Source organism: Xanthomonas sp. AM6, assembly GCF_025665335.1.
Lineage (GTDB): Bacteria > Pseudomonadota > Gammaproteobacteria > Xanthomonadales > Xanthomonadaceae > Xanthomonas_A.
In genome coordinates this window covers 3,818,993-3,832,914 of record NZ_CP106869.1, presented here as the reverse complement: position 1 = coordinate 3,832,914, position 13,922 = coordinate 3,818,993, and the positions used below count along the sequence as shown (strand labels likewise).

General features: G+C 72.4%; 15 protein-coding genes. 3 read left to right on the top strand and 12 right to left on the bottom strand.

All coding sequences use genetic code 11. The features are described 5' to 3' along the window. Positions 1–29 precede the first annotated feature (29 nt). On the bottom strand, positions 30–584 hold the full coding sequence (locus OCJ37_RS16435) for a cob(I)yrinic acid a,c-diamide adenosyltransferase (RefSeq protein WP_263110768.1): 555 nt from the start codon (positions 582–584) through the stop codon (positions 30–32). 22 nt (positions 585–606) lie between these two features. Beyond that, positions 607–1,191, bottom strand: a complete 585-nt coding sequence (locus tag OCJ37_RS16430; protein WP_263110767.1) for a hypothetical protein — start codon at positions 1,189–1,191, stop codon at positions 607–609. 179 nt (positions 1,192–1,370) lie between these two features. On the opposite strand from OCJ37_RS16430, the gene ubiH reads away from it, so the two are divergent. Beyond that, a complete protein-coding gene (ubiH, locus tag OCJ37_RS16425) occupies positions 1,371–2,585 on the top strand; it encodes a 2-octaprenyl-6-methoxyphenyl hydroxylase (protein WP_263110766.1) in 1,215 nt (404 codons plus the stop codon). Further along, positions 2,582–3,760 carry a UbiH/UbiF family hydroxylase gene (locus OCJ37_RS16420; protein ID WP_263110765.1) on the top strand — a complete coding sequence of 393 codons (1,179 nt, stop codon included), beginning with the start codon at positions 2,582–2,584 and terminating at the stop codon, positions 3,758–3,760. Before ubiH ends, OCJ37_RS16420 begins: the two co-directional genes overlap by 4 nt. 371 nt (positions 3,761–4,131) lie before the next feature. Here OCJ37_RS16420 and OCJ37_RS16415 read toward each other — a convergent pair whose 3' ends face one another. The 3 genes from OCJ37_RS16415 to OCJ37_RS16405 all read right to left on the bottom strand — a co-directional run bounded on the left by OCJ37_RS16415 (position 4,132) and on the right by OCJ37_RS16405 (position 6,469). After that, a complete protein-coding gene (locus OCJ37_RS16415) occupies positions 4,132–4,533 on the bottom strand; it encodes an EF-hand domain-containing protein (RefSeq protein WP_263113716.1) in 402 nt (133 codons plus the stop codon). A gap of 48 nt (positions 4,534–4,581) precedes the next feature. Continuing rightward, entirely contained in the window at positions 4,582–5,304 is a 723-nt protein-coding gene (locus OCJ37_RS16410) for a hypothetical protein (RefSeq protein WP_263110764.1), read from the bottom strand. A gap of 241 nt (positions 5,305–5,545) precedes the next feature. Further along, positions 5,546–6,469 carry an SMP-30/gluconolactonase/LRE family protein gene (locus OCJ37_RS16405; protein ID WP_263110763.1) on the bottom strand — a complete coding sequence of 308 codons (924 nt, stop codon included), beginning with the start codon at positions 6,467–6,469 and terminating at the stop codon, positions 5,546–5,548. Positions 6,470–6,603: 134 nt separating this feature from the next. Here OCJ37_RS16405 and OCJ37_RS16400 point away from each other — a divergent pair, with 134 nt between their 5' ends. Continuing rightward, complete coding sequence (locus OCJ37_RS16400; protein WP_263110762.1) at positions 6,604–7,719, top strand: Gfo/Idh/MocA family protein; 1,116 nt, start codon at positions 6,604–6,606, stop codon at positions 7,717–7,719. A 215-nt stretch (positions 7,720–7,934) separates the two neighbouring features. Here the strand turns inward: OCJ37_RS16400 and rlmM are convergent, their stop codons facing one another. From rlmM to OCJ37_RS16365, 7 genes are all read right to left on the bottom strand, one after another. Then, positions 7,935–8,975, bottom strand: coding sequence for a 23S rRNA (cytidine(2498)-2'-O)-methyltransferase RlmM (gene rlmM, locus OCJ37_RS16395; RefSeq protein ID WP_263113715.1), 1,041 nt, complete (start codon positions 8,973–8,975; stop codon positions 7,935–7,937). Positions 8,976–9,008: 33 nt separating this feature from the next. Further along, complete coding sequence (locus OCJ37_RS16390) at positions 9,009–9,569, bottom strand: nucleoside deaminase (protein ID WP_263110761.1); 561 nt, start codon at positions 9,567–9,569, stop codon at positions 9,009–9,011. Then, positions 9,569–9,949: a hypothetical protein gene (locus OCJ37_RS16385; protein WP_263110760.1), complete on the bottom strand. Its 381-nt coding sequence runs from the start codon at positions 9,947–9,949 to the stop codon at positions 9,569–9,571. Before OCJ37_RS16385 ends, OCJ37_RS16390 begins: the two co-directional genes overlap by 1 nt. Before the next feature lie 57 nt (positions 9,950–10,006). Continuing rightward, entirely contained in the window at positions 10,007–10,240 is a 234-nt protein-coding gene (locus OCJ37_RS16380) for a hypothetical protein (RefSeq protein ID WP_263110759.1), read from the bottom strand. 143 nt (positions 10,241–10,383) lie between these two features. Further along, on the bottom strand, positions 10,384–11,352 hold the full coding sequence (locus OCJ37_RS16375) for a DMT family transporter (protein WP_263110758.1): 969 nt from the start codon (positions 11,350–11,352) through the stop codon (positions 10,384–10,386). A gap of 131 nt (positions 11,353–11,483) precedes the next feature. Then, positions 11,484–12,035 (bottom strand): CPBP family intramembrane glutamic endopeptidase, encoded by a 552-nt coding sequence (locus OCJ37_RS16370; protein WP_263113714.1) that lies wholly within the window; start codon positions 12,033–12,035, stop codon positions 11,484–11,486. A 122-nt stretch (positions 12,036–12,157) separates the two neighbouring features. Next, the gene (locus tag OCJ37_RS16365; protein WP_263110757.1) at positions 12,158–13,912 is read right to left on the bottom strand and encodes a glutamine--tRNA ligase/YqeY domain fusion protein; all 1,755 of its coding nucleotides are present in this window, start codon (positions 13,910–13,912) and stop codon (positions 12,158–12,160) included. Positions 13,913–13,922 lie beyond the last annotated feature (10 nt).

Genomic DNA, 13,922 nt, shown 5'->3' with positions numbered 1-13,922 from the left:
GCCCCCGCCGCGCGCGCCGTGCCTGCCGCTCAGGCCTGGCGGCGGTCGTGGCGCCACAGCACTTCGCCCTGGCCGTCGGCGCGCGCCAGCACCCGCGCCAGCACGAACAGCAGGTCGGACAGGCGGTTGAGGTAGCGCACCGCCTCCGGCCGCACCGCGTCCTGGCGCGACAGCGCCACCGTCTCGCGCTCGGCGCGGCGCACGATGGTGCGCGCCAGGTGGCAGCGCGCCGCGGCCTCGCCGCCGGCCGGCAGGATGAAGTCCTTCAGCGCCGGCAGGGTGTCGTTGTAGCGGTCCAGGTGCTGTTCGAGCGCGTCGATGTCGGCGTCGTGGATCGCCGCATGGCCGGGGATGCACAGCTCGCCGCCGAGGTCGAACAGCTGGTGCTGGATCGCGGTCAGCAGGGTGCGCACGTCCTCGGCCAGCGGACAGGCCAGGACCACGCCGATCGCCGAGTTGGCCTCGTCGACGGTGCCGTAGGCGGCCACCCGCGCCGAATCCTTGCTGACCCGGTTGCCGTCGCCCAGGCCGGTGCTGCCGTCGTCGCCGGTGCGGGTGTAGATCTTGGAAAGGCGGTTGCCCATCGCCGGTCAGGGCCTGCCAGGCTCAGTGGCCGGCGGGCTGGCCGCGCTGGCCCAGCCGCGCCAACTGCTCGACGCCGACCTGGATCGCCGCGGCCAGCGCCGTGTACAGCGCCGCGCTGCCCAGGTACGGCAGCAGCCAGTCGCCGTAGTTCTGCCACCAGCCGGCGACGGTCGGGTTCGGCACGCTGCGGCTGACCCAGTAGAAACTGCCCTGCGCGATCAGGTGGCACACCGCCACCGCGACCACCAGGCTGGCCGCGGCCAGGCCCAGCGCGCGCCAGTCGGCGCCGCGATAGCGCCGCGCCAGCCAGCTGCCGCCCGCCCACAGCGCGAAGTACGCCGGGATCAGGCACCAGTAGGCCGGCGACACGCAGTAGTGCTGCCAGAAGCTCAGGCCCTGGCTGCGGATCACCAGGTAGTCGATCAGCACCGCCAGCGCCATCAGCCCCGGGAACGCCCAGCGGGTCCAGCCGCGCAGGTAGAAGCCGCCGATGAAGAACACCGCCCACGAGGCATCCGGGATCGCGCCGAAGTGGTTGATGCGGGTCGCGGCCAGCAGCGATGCCAGCAGGAGCAGGGCGGGAAGGCGGTGGGTGGAAGGCGTCATGGCAGGCGGGCACCGGTACGGAGACCGCCGATTCTACTGGAAGCCGCGCGCCCGGGAGTGAGGCCGGCGCGGCCCGCACCGGCGGCGCCGGCCGGTCGGGCGCTGCGCTGCGGGCGGGCGGCGTCGGCGCAGCGCGCTCCGATCACCGACGATCCGGGCGCCGGTCGTATCATGCCCGGATGAGCAAACGACATGACGTAGTGATCGTCGGCGGCGGCCTGGTCGGCGCCAGCCTGGCCATCGCGCTGGACCGGCTGGGCGTGGACGTGGGCCTGGTCGAGGCCGCGCCGCCAGGCGCGCTGCCGCCGGTGTTCGACCAGCGCAACCTCAGCTTCGCCGCGGCCACGGTCAACGCGCTGGGCGCGCTCGGGGTGATGCAGCGGCTGCGTGCGCCGACCGGGCCGATCCGGCGCATCCACGTCAGCCGCGCAGGCGACTTCGGCCGGGTGCGGCTGGACGCGGCCCACTACGGGCGCGAGGCGTTCGGGCAGGTGGTGGTGGCGCGCGACTTCGGCGAGGCGCTGGAGGCGCGGCTGGCCGAGGCGACCCACGTCAGCCGGTACCGGCCGGCGCAGTTCCTGGGGCTGGAAGCTGGCGAGGATGCGTCGCTGCGGCAGCTGCGCATCGTCCAGGACGGCGCCACCCAGGTGCTGCAGGCGCGGCTGCTGGTCGGCGCCGACGGCAGCGCCAGCGCGGTGCGCGGCGCGCTCGGCATCGATGCCGCCCGCCACGATTTCCGCCAGACCCTGTTCGTGGCGCGGGTGCGCGGCAGCCGCCAGCCCGACGGCACCGCCTACGAGCGGTTCCGCGACGACGGTCCGACCGCGCTGCTGCCGCGCGGCGACCGTCACTACGGCGCGGTCCACGCCGTCGCCACCGAGGACGCCGACGCGGTGGCCGCGCTCGACGAGGCCGCCTGGCTGCAGCGCCTGCAGGACGCGCTGGGCTGGCGCGTCGGGCGCCTGCTGGGCAGCGGCGAGCGCAGCGCCTACCCGATCGTGCAGGTGCTGGCCGAGCGCCTGACGGACGCGCGCGCGGTGCTGCTCGGCAATGCCGCGCAGACCCTGCACCCGCTCGGCGCGCAAGGCTTCAACCTGGGCCTGCGCGATGCGCTGACCCTGGCCGAGCTGATCGAGCGCGACCGCGCCGATCCGGGCGCGCCGGCGTTACTGCAGCAGTACGCGCAGCGCCGCGAGCAGGACCGGCAGCGCACCGTGACTTTCTCCGGCGGCCTGGCGCGGCTGACCGCCAACCCCGCGCCGCTGCTGCGCCCGCTGCGCAGCCTGGGCCTGCTGGCGGCCGCGCAGGCCGCGCCGCTGCAGTCGTTCCTGGTCGGCGGCGCGATGGGCTTCCGCGGCGACGTGCCGCAGCTGTGCCGGGAGGCGACGCCATGAGCCGGCGCGGCGTGCTGGACGTGGTGGTGGTCGGCGGCGGCGTGGTCGGCGCCGCCTGCGCGCTGGCGCTGGCCGGCGAAGGCCTGGCGGTGGCGCTGGTCGAGGGCCGCGAGCCGCCGCGCTGGTCGGCGGCCGAACCGGACCTGCGGGTCTATGCCTTCGCGCCCGACAACGCCGCGCTGCTGCAGGCGCTCGGGGTGTGGCCGCAGGTGCTGGCGTGGCGCGCCCAGGCCTACCGGCGCATGCGCGTGTGGGACGCCGCCGGCGGTGGCGAGCTGGCCTTCGATGCCGACGCGCTGGGCCGCGACCAGTTGGGCTGGATCGTCGAGCACGCGCTGCTGGTCGAGCAGCTGTGGGCGGCGCTGCCGGCGGCCGGGGTGCAGCTGCACTGCCCGGCGCGGGTGGAGGCGGTGGAGCTGGCGGACGAACGCGTGCGCCTGCGCCTGGACGACGGCAGCCGGCTCGACGCGCGCCTGGCGATCGCCGCCGACGGCGCCGATTCCACCCTGCGCGGCCTGGCCGGGCTGGATGCGCCGGCGCACGACTACGGCCAGCGCGGCGTGGTCGCCTTCGTGCAGACCGACCTGCCGCATCAGGACACCGCCTGGCAGCGCTTCCTGCCTGGCGGGCCGCTGGCGTTCCTGCCGTTCGCCGACGGCCGCAGTTCGATCGTGTGGACGCTGCCGGAGACCGAGGCGGCGCGGGTGCTGGCGCTGGACGATGCCGCGTTCGGCGCCGAGCTGACCCAGGCCTTCGGCGCGCGGCTGGGCGCGGTGCACGCGCTGTCGCCGCGGGTCGGTTTCCCGCTGCGCCGGCAACTGGTGGAGGACTACCACCGCGGCCGCCTGCTGGTGCTGGGCGACGCCGCGCACGTGGTGCATCCGCTGGCCGGGCAGGGCGTCAACCTCGGCCTGCGCGACGTCGCCGCGCTGGCCGCGCAGGTGCGCCAGGCGCAGGCGCGGCGGGTCGACTGGTCGGCGCCGCACCGGCTGGCGCGCTGGGCGCGCGGCCGCCGCAGCGACAACACCGTGGCCGCCTACGGATTCGATGCGATCAACCGGCTGTTCTCCAACGACGAGATGCACCTGACCCTGCTGCGCGGCCCGCTGCTGGGCCTGGCCGGCAAGCTGCCGATGCTGATGCACGGGTTCTGGAAGCGCGCTTCGGGGGTGTAGCGGTTCGGAGCGGGGTGAGAGTGGCTTGCGTCGTTTCTGCGGGGAGCGACAGGTGCAGCTGTCGTAGGGGGCGCTTTCGGGGGCCATGGGCCAGTGCGCGCCCGCGTTTTCATCGCTCTGCGGTCATGGTTGCAGCCGTTCCTGCAGGTGCGGCGGAGCGTCGGCTGAGTCATTGTGAGAGGACTTCAGCGACGATGCCGTTCGGTGCCAGCAGGTCTGCATGTTTCGCTCGTCGCGACTGAAGTCGCTCCCACAGGAAACTTGCGGCGAAGCGGCCGGTTGCACCGGGGGCGTCAGCCCCAATGATCCGCAGCCGGCAGGTCCGCTGCTCGCTCGTCGCGGCTGAAGCCGCTCCTACAAGGCCGCGAGGATTACTTGAGCCAGCCGGCCAGCTGTTCGCGGCTCAGGCGCCCGCTGCGGCGGGTGTCCAGTGCGTCGAATTCGTCGGCCAGCGCGGGATTGGCCTGCGCCTCGCTGCGGCTCAGGTAGCCGTCGTGGTCGCTGTCCAGCGCGTCGAAGTCGATGCGGTAGTTGCCGGCGACGCGGTCGGGCTGGATGGTGCGCACGGTGACCGGCGCCTGGCCCTGCGGCACGTCCAGTTGCACCTGGTGGGTCACCTCGCCGCTGTTCAGCGGCTGCGAGACCACGCCGACCGGGACGTCGCGCAACGGTTCGGTGACCGCGCTGGAGGTGGACTGCAGGTTCTGCGCGGCGGCCGGGCCGGTGGCGGCCGCGAGCAGGAGGGCGAGGAGCAGGGACGAACGGCGAGGCATGGACACAACGGACTCCGATGGTGCGAATGGTGGGAAAGCGCCGCAGGCTCAGCCGGGGATGAACGGGAACGCCAGTTTCAGCAGTCCCTTCAGCCCGCCCTCGGCGGTGCTGGCGATGGCCTTGGCACCGAGGCTGTTGAGCGCGCGGCGCACATCCTCCCAGCGTAGCTTGCCCACGTCCTTCTTCAACAGGTCGGCCACTTCCTCGGCGGTGGGGGTGAGCTTCTCCAACTCGCGCACCACCTTGTCCGGCTCCGGTTGCAGGTAGCCCCAGCGCTCGGCGATCTTCAGCAGGGTGTCGAAGCGCACCGCGACCACGTCGCGGTTGCGCTCGTACACCGGCATCGCGCCGACGTCGACGATCGCCTGCTCGAAGCGTTGCTGGTCGTCCGGGTGCTCGATGCGGATGGCCAGGAAGCCTTCCTTCTTGCTGCGCTCGCTGACGTGCTTGGCCCCCGCGCGCAGGTTGTCCTCGGTGAGCACGGTGGCCACGATGCGCTCCAGCGCCGCCTCGCCGTCCTCGGGCACCAGCGCGCGCCAGCGCGCATAGCCGTCGCGGCGCAGGCCTTTCACCTTGGCCGGGGTCACCCGCAGGCGCAGCGCCACCGCGTTGTTGGAATCGCTGCGCGAGATCGCGCCGTCGCGTTCCAGCAACACGAAGATCAGCAACTCCAGGTCGCGCTTGGTCAACGACTGGAAACCCTGCAACAGGGTCAGGCGCAGGAATTCGTCGGCGAAGCCGGCCGGGTCTTTCAGTTCGATCGGCTGCATGTGCGCGCCCTCCAGTCAGTGCAGGCAGGATGCCCGACGCCGATTGCGCGGACTGAGACGGCGATGCGATGCGCATCCCAGCGGCATTCTAGGGCCTTCGGGTTTGCCGTGTCCGGTGCGCCGTCTGGCTTCCCGGATCGCCCCGCTCCGCCCAATTCCCGATCTCCCATCCCGCATCCCCGCTCCGAAGGATCGCCTGGCGCGGAATCGGCAGCGGCGCTCCGATGCGCTGCCGCCCGAACTAACGCCCGTGTTCGCGTCCGGGCAGATCGCTGCGGAAGGTCTCGATCGCGCCGCGGTCCTGCAGGGTCACGTAGACGTCGCGCCCATCCTTGCCGCCGAAGGCCACGTTGGTGGGCTTGCGGCCCTTGGTCGCGATCTCGTGCAGGAGCGTGCCGTCCGGAGCGAGCACCAGCACCTTGCCGGCGTCGTAGCGGGCCAGGTACAGGTTGCCGGCCGCGTCGCAGCGCATGCCGTCCAGGCCGAAATCGGGGAACGCCCGCAGCAGGCGCTTGTTGGACAGCGTGCCGTCGCCGGCGCGGTCGTAGACCCAGAGCTTACGCTGCACGCTCTCGTTGACGTACAGGCGCGTGCCGTCGGGGCTGACCTCGATGCCGTTGGTGGTGCCCATGCCGGTCTCGACCAGGTGCGCGCTGCGGTCGCGGCCGATGCGCCACAGCTGGCCGCCGCTGCCCTTCCAGTCCGGGTCACTGGCGTACAGGGTGCCGTCCGCGGCGATGGCGATGTCGTTGGGCTGGAACGCGCCGGGCAGCGTGGCATAGACCTCGATGCGCTTGCTGTCCGGCGCGATGCGCAGGATCCGGTGCCGGGCGTAGTCGGCCACGTACATGCGCCCGGCGCGGTCGAAGCGGATGCCGTTGCCGATGCTGCCGGCGGGCAGGTCCACGAACAGCGCCGCCGTCGCGTGGCCGTCGGCAGCGAAGCCGACCCGGCCGATGCTGCCGTCGTGGCCGAAGTTGACCACGTACAGCGCGCCGTCCGGACCGCTGGCCGGGCCCTCGATGCCGTGGGTGAACACGCCGTCGCCGATCAGGTCGCGGGCGCGGAACAACGCGGTGTCCGCGGCCGGTGCCGCTGCGGCCGCAGTGCAGGCCAGCAGCAACGCGGCACCGCTGGCGGCGAGGAACGGCAGGCGAGCGGGCATGGCGCGATCCGGTGCGAAGCAGGGGCCGGGGAGTGTGCCAGACGCACCGGCGGCACCGGGATAGCGCTCACATCGCCGGGCGGGGGATGCGTTAAGGTTTCGGCACTTCGTGTCCGGCCATCAGGGAGATCCGCATGTCGCTGTCCTCGCCGAGTCGTCGCCGTGTCCTGCTCGCCGGGCTGTCCGGGGTGGGCGCAGGCCTGTTGGGATCGCCGCTGTGGGCGACCACGCGCGGCAAGCGCACCAAGCCGCTGGGGGTGGCGCTGGTTGGCCTGGGCGACTACGCCAGCAACCGCCTGGCGCCCGGCCTGGCGCTGACCAAGCATTGCCGGCTGGCCGGCATTGTCACCGGCTCGCCGCACAAGATTCCGCAGTGGCAGGCGCGGCATCGCATTCCCGATCGCAACGTCTACAGCTACGACGACCTGGAGCGCATCGCCGACAACCCGGACATCGACGTGGTCTACGTGGTCACGCCGACCCATCTGCACGCGCCGCTGACCCTGCGCGCGGCCGCCGCCGGCAAGCACGTGTGGTGCGAGAAGCCGATGGCGATGCACGCCGACGAGGCGCAATCGATGATCGCCGCCTGCGCGCGCAACAAGGTGCGGCTGAGCATCGGCTACCGCATGCAGCACGAGCCGAACACGCGGCGGATCATCGCCCTGGCCGGCGAGCGCCCGTTCGGCGCGATGCGCACGGTGCGCGCCGAGGCCGGCTACAACGGCTACGGCGACACCGATCCGGCGCAGCGGCCGTGGCGGCTGCGCGCGCAGTTCGGCGGCGGCGCGATGTACGACATGGGCGTGTATCCGCTCAACGCGGCGCGCTACACGGTGGGCGCCGAGCCGCTGGCGGTCAGCGCCACGCGCAGCACCGACCGCCCGGCGCTGTTCGACGAGGTCGACGAGCACATGCAGTTCAAGCTGGAATTCCCGCACGAGGTGGTGGCCGACTGCGCCACCAGCTTCGGCCGCACCATGAACCGGCTGCGCGCCGAGTGCGAGCGCGGCTGGTACGAACTGGCGCCGTTCCAGAGCTACGACGGCATCCGCGGCCGCGCCAGCGACGGGCGCGTGTTCGAGGCGACGGTGCGCCACCAGCAGGCGCTGCAGATGGACGAGGACGCGCTGGCGATCCTCAATGGCACGCCGCTGCGCGCGCCGGGCGAGGAAGGCCTGCGCGACATGCGCGTGATCGATGCGATCCACCGCTCGGCGCGCGAGGGCGGCAAGCGCATCGTGCTGTAGCGGCGCGGTGGATCCGTGCCCGCGGATGGCCAAGGCCAGCGCGAGTTTCTTTTGTGGGAGCGACTTCAGTCGCGACGGGCTTTACTGGTAATGCCCGTCGCGACTGAAGTCGCTCCCACAACACCGCGCCAGCTGTAAGCGTCCGAGCCGAATGCGCTAGAAGCCTCAGTGTGTGCTTCGCATCGACGCGTGATCGCGACGACCGGCGCAGCGCCTCAGGCCGGCATCGCCAGCACGGTGATCTCTTCGCGGTCGTGGTACAGCTGCTTGGCGCGGATCTGCAGCGGGCGCCCGGCGCGCTCGGCGAACAGGTCCAGGCACAGCTGGGTCTCGTCCCAGCGCTTCTTCATCGGCAGCTTGAGGTTGAAGATGGCGTGCCGGCACCAGCCCTCGCGCAACCAGGTGCCCATGCGCTCGGCGACGCGGCGCGGCTGCTCGACCATGTCGCAGACCATCCAGTCCAGCGGTTGCGGCGGCTTCCAGTGGAAGCCGTCGGCGCGCAGGTGATCGACCAGGCCGCTGTCGAGCACGTGCTGGCGCAGCGGGCCGTTGTCGACGCTGGTCACGTGCAGGTGCTGGCGGGTCAGTACCCAGGTCCAGCCGCCGGGCGCGGCGCCCAGGTCGGCGGCGCGCATGCCGGGCTTGAGCAGCGCCTCGCGCTCGTCCGGCGCCAGCAGCGCCAGCAGCGCTTCCTCCAGCTTCAGCGCCGAGCGCGAGGGCGCGTCCGACAGCAGTTTCAGGCGCGGGATGCCCAGCGGCCACGGCGCGCTGTCGTCGCTGTCGGCGATGGCCAGCAGCGCGTGGGTGCCGGCGAGGAAGCACACGTGCAGGCGCGGCAGCGCCGGCTGCGGTTTGTCGCTGAGCAGGCCGGCCTTGCGCAGCGCCGGGCGCAGCGCATTGCCGAAGCTGCGCGCCAGGCCGGACAGCTGCTTGCCTTCGTCCGAGTCCGGATGCTCGACCCACAGGTCGCCGAAACGGCCGTGCCCGGCCAGCGCCTGCAGCATCGGGCCGATGCGGTCGGCGGGATCCAGTTCGCGCAGCTCGGCCAGCAGGCGCAGTTTCTGCCGCGCGAAGATCAGCCCGCGCCACGGCAGCGCACGCGGCGGCAAGGCGGTCTCGCAGACCAGCAATGCGTAGCCGCTGTTGCGCTCGGTGCGCGCATAGGCCGGCAGCTCGGCGCGCGCGGCGCGGTCGTTGAGTTCGGCCGCCAGTTCGGGCTCGAAGCCTTGCCGGCAGTAGCACAGCAGGCCGTTCAGGGAGGACATGCAGAAAGCCTTCGCCGGGCGGCGTCAGTAGCGGGGGCTGTCGAGCTCGCCGTAGCGGCGCAGCACCGCGCAGGCGGCGTCGCGATGCAGGCCGCGCACCACCTCGATGCCGCGGCGCTCGAGTTCGCCGATCCAGTCCGCCGGCAGCGGGCCTTCGTCGAACGGGGTCAACGCCATCACATCCTCGGCGCTGGCGCCGATCAGCAGGCGGTCGATGCCGGCCCAGATGGTCGCGCCGTAGCACTGGCAGCACGGCTGCGCCGAGGTCGCCAGGGTCACCGGCGACAGCGCCGCGTTCAGGCGCGGGGTCTGCAGGCGCTGCTGGGCGAGCATGTAGGCCATGTTCTCGGCGTGCGCCAGCGAGGTGTTCTGCGGCACCACCCGGTTCACCCCGACCGAGACGATGCGGTGGTCCGGGCCGAACACCGCCGCGCCGAACGGCCCGCCGCTGCCGGCGTCCACGTTCAATCGCGACAGTTCCACCGCCAGCGCGACCTTGTCGGCATCGCCGGGATAGACGGCCTGCGGATCGACCGCGTCGTGGATCCAGGCGGGCAGGGTGAGGTGGACTTGCGCGTAGAGCATCAGCGGACGGGTTCGGCAGGCTGCGGGGCGCGCAGTGTATCGGCTTGCGCGCCCTGGGCGCTGCATCGCCCGGCCACGCACTGGCAGCCGGCGATCGCGGGCGAGCCGCACACGCTCATGCGGCCGCTGGCCTGGCATTGCGCCATCACGCCCTGCGGGTCGGTGGGGCTGTCGCGGTTGACGCACGCCGGCATCGCGCCGCAGCAGTTGCCGACGTTCTTCACCGCGCAGTCGGCGTCGCTGCGGCAACTGGCGTCGACCTTCACCGGCAGGCCGGAGGCGGCGGGCCTGGCGCCTTCGCTGCGCGCGCAGGCGCTGAACAGCAGGGTGCAGGCGAACAGGCACAGGCAGTACAGCAACGGCGCGAGACGACGGGACATGGCGGCCTTCCGTGCGAGAGACGCCGCCATGGTAGCGCGCATGGCCGCGGGCCCGGTTCAGCGGGGGCCGACGCCGATGGTGTCGGCGATCTCCTGCGCGATCCGGATCGCGGTATCGCCGCGGGCTCGGCGGTTCGCCTGGCGGATGCCGATCCGGCCTCGCACCGCGTCGACCCGCATCGACGACAGCGACGGATCGTCGTAGACGATGCCGCAGCCGGTGGCGTGGGCCAGCCGTTGCGCGGTTTCGTCGAAGCGCGCAAGGGGCAGGTCGTAGGCCTGGTCGGGCACGGCGTCGCACTTGCCTGCGCCGCGGCGGAGGTTACGCCCTGGCACAGCCGGCAAGCAGCGCCGCCAGCGCGAGGCCGGCGCAGCAGGTGCGGAAGACAGCGGACATCGGCGGTTTCCCGATCCTGGTGGACGACGGTGCCAGTCTAGGCGCCGTGTCTTAATCCAGGACCGCGCCGGCGATCGGCGCCCGGCGGTGCATGCAGCCAGGTGCACCACAGCACACCGCCGAGCAGGCAGGCGATCGCCGCGGCTTCCAGCAGTGTGGGCCAGCGCGTTTCCCACACGAAGCCGTAGAGCAGCGCGAACACGGTTTCGAACACCAGCATCTGCCCGACCAGGGTCGGCGGCAGCAGCCGGCTGGCGCGGTTCCAGCAGGCGCTGCCGATCACCGAGGCGAACACCGCCAGCAGCATCGCCATGCCCCAGAAGCGCGCCCAGTCCGCGGCCGCGTGCGCGGTGGCGTCGAACGCGAACGCGGGAATCGCCAGGGCCAGCGCCAGCGTGCCGGTGACCACGCCGGTCAGCAGCGACCAGTCGCTGCCGGAGATGTCGGGCCGCTGCGAAAGCCAGCGCGCATTCCTGAGCGAGTAGGCCGTCCAGCACGCCAGCGCCCCGCTCGCGCAGGCCAGCCCGGCCGCGCGCGTGCCCACGCCGCCGTGCGCATGCGGCGCGCTGCCCAGCGTCTGCGCCGCCACCAGCGCCACGCCGGCCACGCACAGCGCGCACGGCGCGGCCAGCCGGCGCAGCCGCATCGCGCCGGCCGCGCGCGCGCCGAACACGGTGACCGTCACCGGCAGCAGGCCGATGATCAGTGCGGTGGCAGGGCCGCCGGCCCACTGCACGGCGCAGCCCAGCAGCACGTAGTAGACGATGTTGCCGAGCAGGCTCAGCCGCAGCAGCGCCCACCATTCCGCGGCGCCGAGCGTGCCGGTGGCGGCGCGCCAGCGCGGAGCGAGCACCAGCGCGGCCACCGCGCCGTAGGCCAGGTAACGCGATGCCGACAGCTGCAGCGGCGAGAATCCGGCCAGCACCTGCGGCGCCAGGAACACCAGTCCCCACAGCGCGCCGGCGGCGATGCCGCTGCCCACTCCCGCCCACAAACGCTCGCGCATGCCGTGTCCCGTTCCGATTGGTCTTCAGCGCGGCACGCACCGCTCCGCGCCGGCTGGCCGCCCGGCGCCGCGATGCCGCGAGGCGTTGTGCGACCGGGCCGTCGGCGTCTCCGCGTTTGCCCGCCCGGCGCTCAATGCCAGCCCAGGTAGAGGGTGGCCACGCCCCAGCTGTCGATCAGGCCGTGCGCCAGCACCATCGCCCCCAGATGCCGGCCCGAACGCAGGTAGGCGTAGCCGAACAGGCTGCCGACCACGCCGGTCAGCACCATGCCGGACAGGCCCTGGCTGGCGTGCATCCATCCGAACGCGATGCCGCCGAGCAGGGCGGCGACCGTGCGCGCGCCGCGGAAACCATGCAGCAGCGCGCTCAGCTGGTGCATCAGGAAACCGCGGAACACCAGTTCCTCGCCGATCGCCGCGCTGAGCCAGGCCAGCGCGACCAGCTTCGCCGCCGCCGGCAGGTTGCCGTGCAGCGCGCCATAGCCGCTGTAGTCGGCGGCGGTGCCGGTGAGCCGGTCGATCAGCGGTTCCAGCCACGGATCGACCACGCCCACGACCAGCGCGAACAGCAGCAGCGTCCATCCCAGCCATGCCCGCGGCGCGCGCCGCTGCAGGCCGCACGCCTGCAGCGAGCGCGTCTCCAGCCAGACCAGGCCCAGGCCGAGCAGGCCCACGGCGGGCATCCGCCATGGAAACGGCAGCCAGCGGTAATGCGCCAGGGCCAGGACCGAGGCGATCAGGACCAGGCGCACGAGCGGATGGCGCAGCACCGGGAACGGTGCCGCCGCCTGCGGTGCGGTGGCGCTCACCCCGCGCCTTGGCCGCCGGTCCAGGTATCGCGCAGGGTCACGCTGCGGTTGAACACCGGCGCGTCCGTGCGGTGGTCGTAGCGGTCGGCGACGAAGTAGCCGCTGCGCTCGAACTGGAACGCCTGCTCCGGCGCCGCCTGCGCCGCGGCCGGCTCGACGTAGCCGCGCACGCTGCGCTTGGAGTCGGGATTGAGGTAATCGCGGTAGGTCTTGCCTTCCGACTCGTCGTCGGGCTTCTCCACCGAGAACAGGCGGTCGTACAGGCGGATTTCCGCCTGCACCGCATGGGGGGCGCTGACCCAGTGGATGGTGCCCTTGACCTTGCGGTTGGCGCCTTCCATGCCCGGGCGCGATTCCGGATCCAGCCAGCCGCGCAGCTCGACGATCTCGCCGGCATCGTTCTTGACCACGTCGTCGACGCGGGCGATGCCGGCGCCGCGCAGGCGCACTTCGCCGCCCGGCACCAGCCGCTTCCAGCCCTTGGGCGGCACTTCGGCGAAATCCTCGCGCTCGATCCACAGCTCGCGCGAGAACGGCACCTCGCGCTGGCCAAAGGATTCGTCCTTGGGATGGTTGGAGAACGTCAGCGTCTCCCCGTGGCCGACCGGCAGGTTGGTCAGCACCAGCTTGAGCGGGTCGATCACCGCCATGCGCCGCGGCGCGGCCGCGTCCAGGTCCTCGCGCAGGCAGCCTTCCAGCACCGAGAAGTCGATCACCGAGTTCTGCTTGCTGATGCCGACCCGGTCCACCAGCAGGCGCAGCGCCGCCGGCGTGTAGCCGCGGCGGCGCAGGCCCTGCAGCGTGTACATGCGCGGGTCGTCCCAGCCCTCGACCAGCTGTTCGGCCACCAGCTGGGTCAGCTTGCGCTTGCTCATCACCGTGTAGTTGATGTTCAGGCGCGAGAACTCGATCTGCCGCGGCTTGGCCGCCTCGCGCGGCAGGCCCTTGTCCAGCAGCGGCTGCAGCAGCTGCGGATGCGCGGCCAGGTCGACCTTGTCCACGCACCAGTCGTACAGCGGGCGGTGGTCCTCGAACTCCAGCGTGCACAGCGAGTGGGTGATGCCTTCGATCGCATCGCCCAGCGAGTGCGCGAAGTCGTACATCGGGTAGATCGGCCAGGCGTCGCCGGTGTTCTGGTGCTCGACGTGCTTGATCCGGTACAGCGCCGGGTCGCGCAGGTTGATGTTGCCGCTGGCCATGTCGATCTTGGCGCGCAGGGTGCGCGCGCCGTCCGGGAACTCGCCGGCGCGCATGCGCCGGAACAGGTCCAGGTTCTCTTCCACGCTGCGCTCGCGGTAGGGCGAATTGCGGCCCGGTTCGGTGAGCGTGCCGCGGTACTCGCGCACCTGCTCGGCGGAGAGGTCGCAGACGAAGGCGTGGCCGTCGCGGATCAGCTTCTCGGCGGCCAGGTAGTACACCTCGAAATAGTCCGAGGCGTGGCGCAGCTCGGCCCAGTCGAAGCCCAGCCAGCGCACGTCGTCCTGGATCGCGGCGACGAATTCGGGGTCTTCCTTGGCCGGATTGGTGTCGTCGAAGCGCAGGTTGCAGCGCCCGGCGAATTCGGCGGCGAGGCCGAAATCCAGGCAGATCGCCTTGGCGTGGCCGATGTGCAGGTAGCCGTTGGGCTCGGGCGGGAAGCGGGTGCGGATGGCCGCGTGCTTGCCGCTGGCCAGGTCCTCGCGGACGATCTGGCGGATGAAGTCTTTCTTCTCGGCCGGGGCGGTGGCGTCGGTGGCGGGGGTCTCGGACATGCGCGCTTCA

Excerpts from the sequence above, each read along its gene's own strand:
- OCJ37_RS16435 (WP_263110768.1), bottom strand. The coding sequence starts at position 584 with ATGGGCAACCGCCTTTCCAAGATCTACACCCGCACCGGCGACGACGGC.
- OCJ37_RS16430 (WP_263110767.1), bottom strand. The coding sequence starts at position 1,191 with ATGACGCCTTCCACCCACCGCCTTCCCGCCCTGCTCCTGCTGGCATCG.
- ubiH (WP_263110766.1), top strand. The coding sequence starts at position 1,371 with ATGAGCAAACGACATGACGTAGTGATCGTCGGCGGCGGCCTGGTCGGC.
- OCJ37_RS16420 (WP_263110765.1), top strand. The coding sequence starts at position 2,582 with ATGAGCCGGCGCGGCGTGCTGGACGTGGTGGTGGTCGGCGGCGGCGTG.
- OCJ37_RS16415 (WP_263113716.1), bottom strand. The coding sequence starts at position 4,533 with ATGCCTCGCCGTTCGTCCCTGCTCCTCGCCCTCCTGCTCGCGGCCGCC.
- OCJ37_RS16410 (WP_263110764.1), bottom strand. The coding sequence starts at position 5,304 with ATGCAGCCGATCGAACTGAAAGACCCGGCCGGCTTCGCCGACGAATTC.
- OCJ37_RS16405 (WP_263110763.1), bottom strand. The coding sequence starts at position 6,469 with ATGCCCGCTCGCCTGCCGTTCCTCGCCGCCAGCGGTGCCGCGTTGCTG.
- OCJ37_RS16400 (WP_263110762.1), top strand. The coding sequence starts at position 6,604 with ATGTCGCTGTCCTCGCCGAGTCGTCGCCGTGTCCTGCTCGCCGGGCTG.
- OCJ37_RS16390 (WP_263110761.1), bottom strand. The coding sequence starts at position 9,569 with ATGCTCTACGCGCAAGTCCACCTCACCCTGCCCGCCTGGATCCACGAC.
- OCJ37_RS16385 (WP_263110760.1), bottom strand. The coding sequence starts at position 9,949 with ATGTCCCGTCGTCTCGCGCCGTTGCTGTACTGCCTGTGCCTGTTCGCC.
- OCJ37_RS16375 (WP_263110758.1), bottom strand. The coding sequence starts at position 11,352 with ATGCGCGAGCGTTTGTGGGCGGGAGTGGGCAGCGGCATCGCCGCCGGC.
- OCJ37_RS16370 (WP_263113714.1), bottom strand. The coding sequence starts at position 12,035 with ATGCCCGCCGTGGGCCTGCTCGGCCTGGGCCTGGTCTGGCTGGAGACG.
- OCJ37_RS16365 (WP_263110757.1), bottom strand. The coding sequence starts at position 13,912 with ATGTCCGAGACCCCCGCCACCGACGCCACCGCCCCGGCCGAGAAGAAA.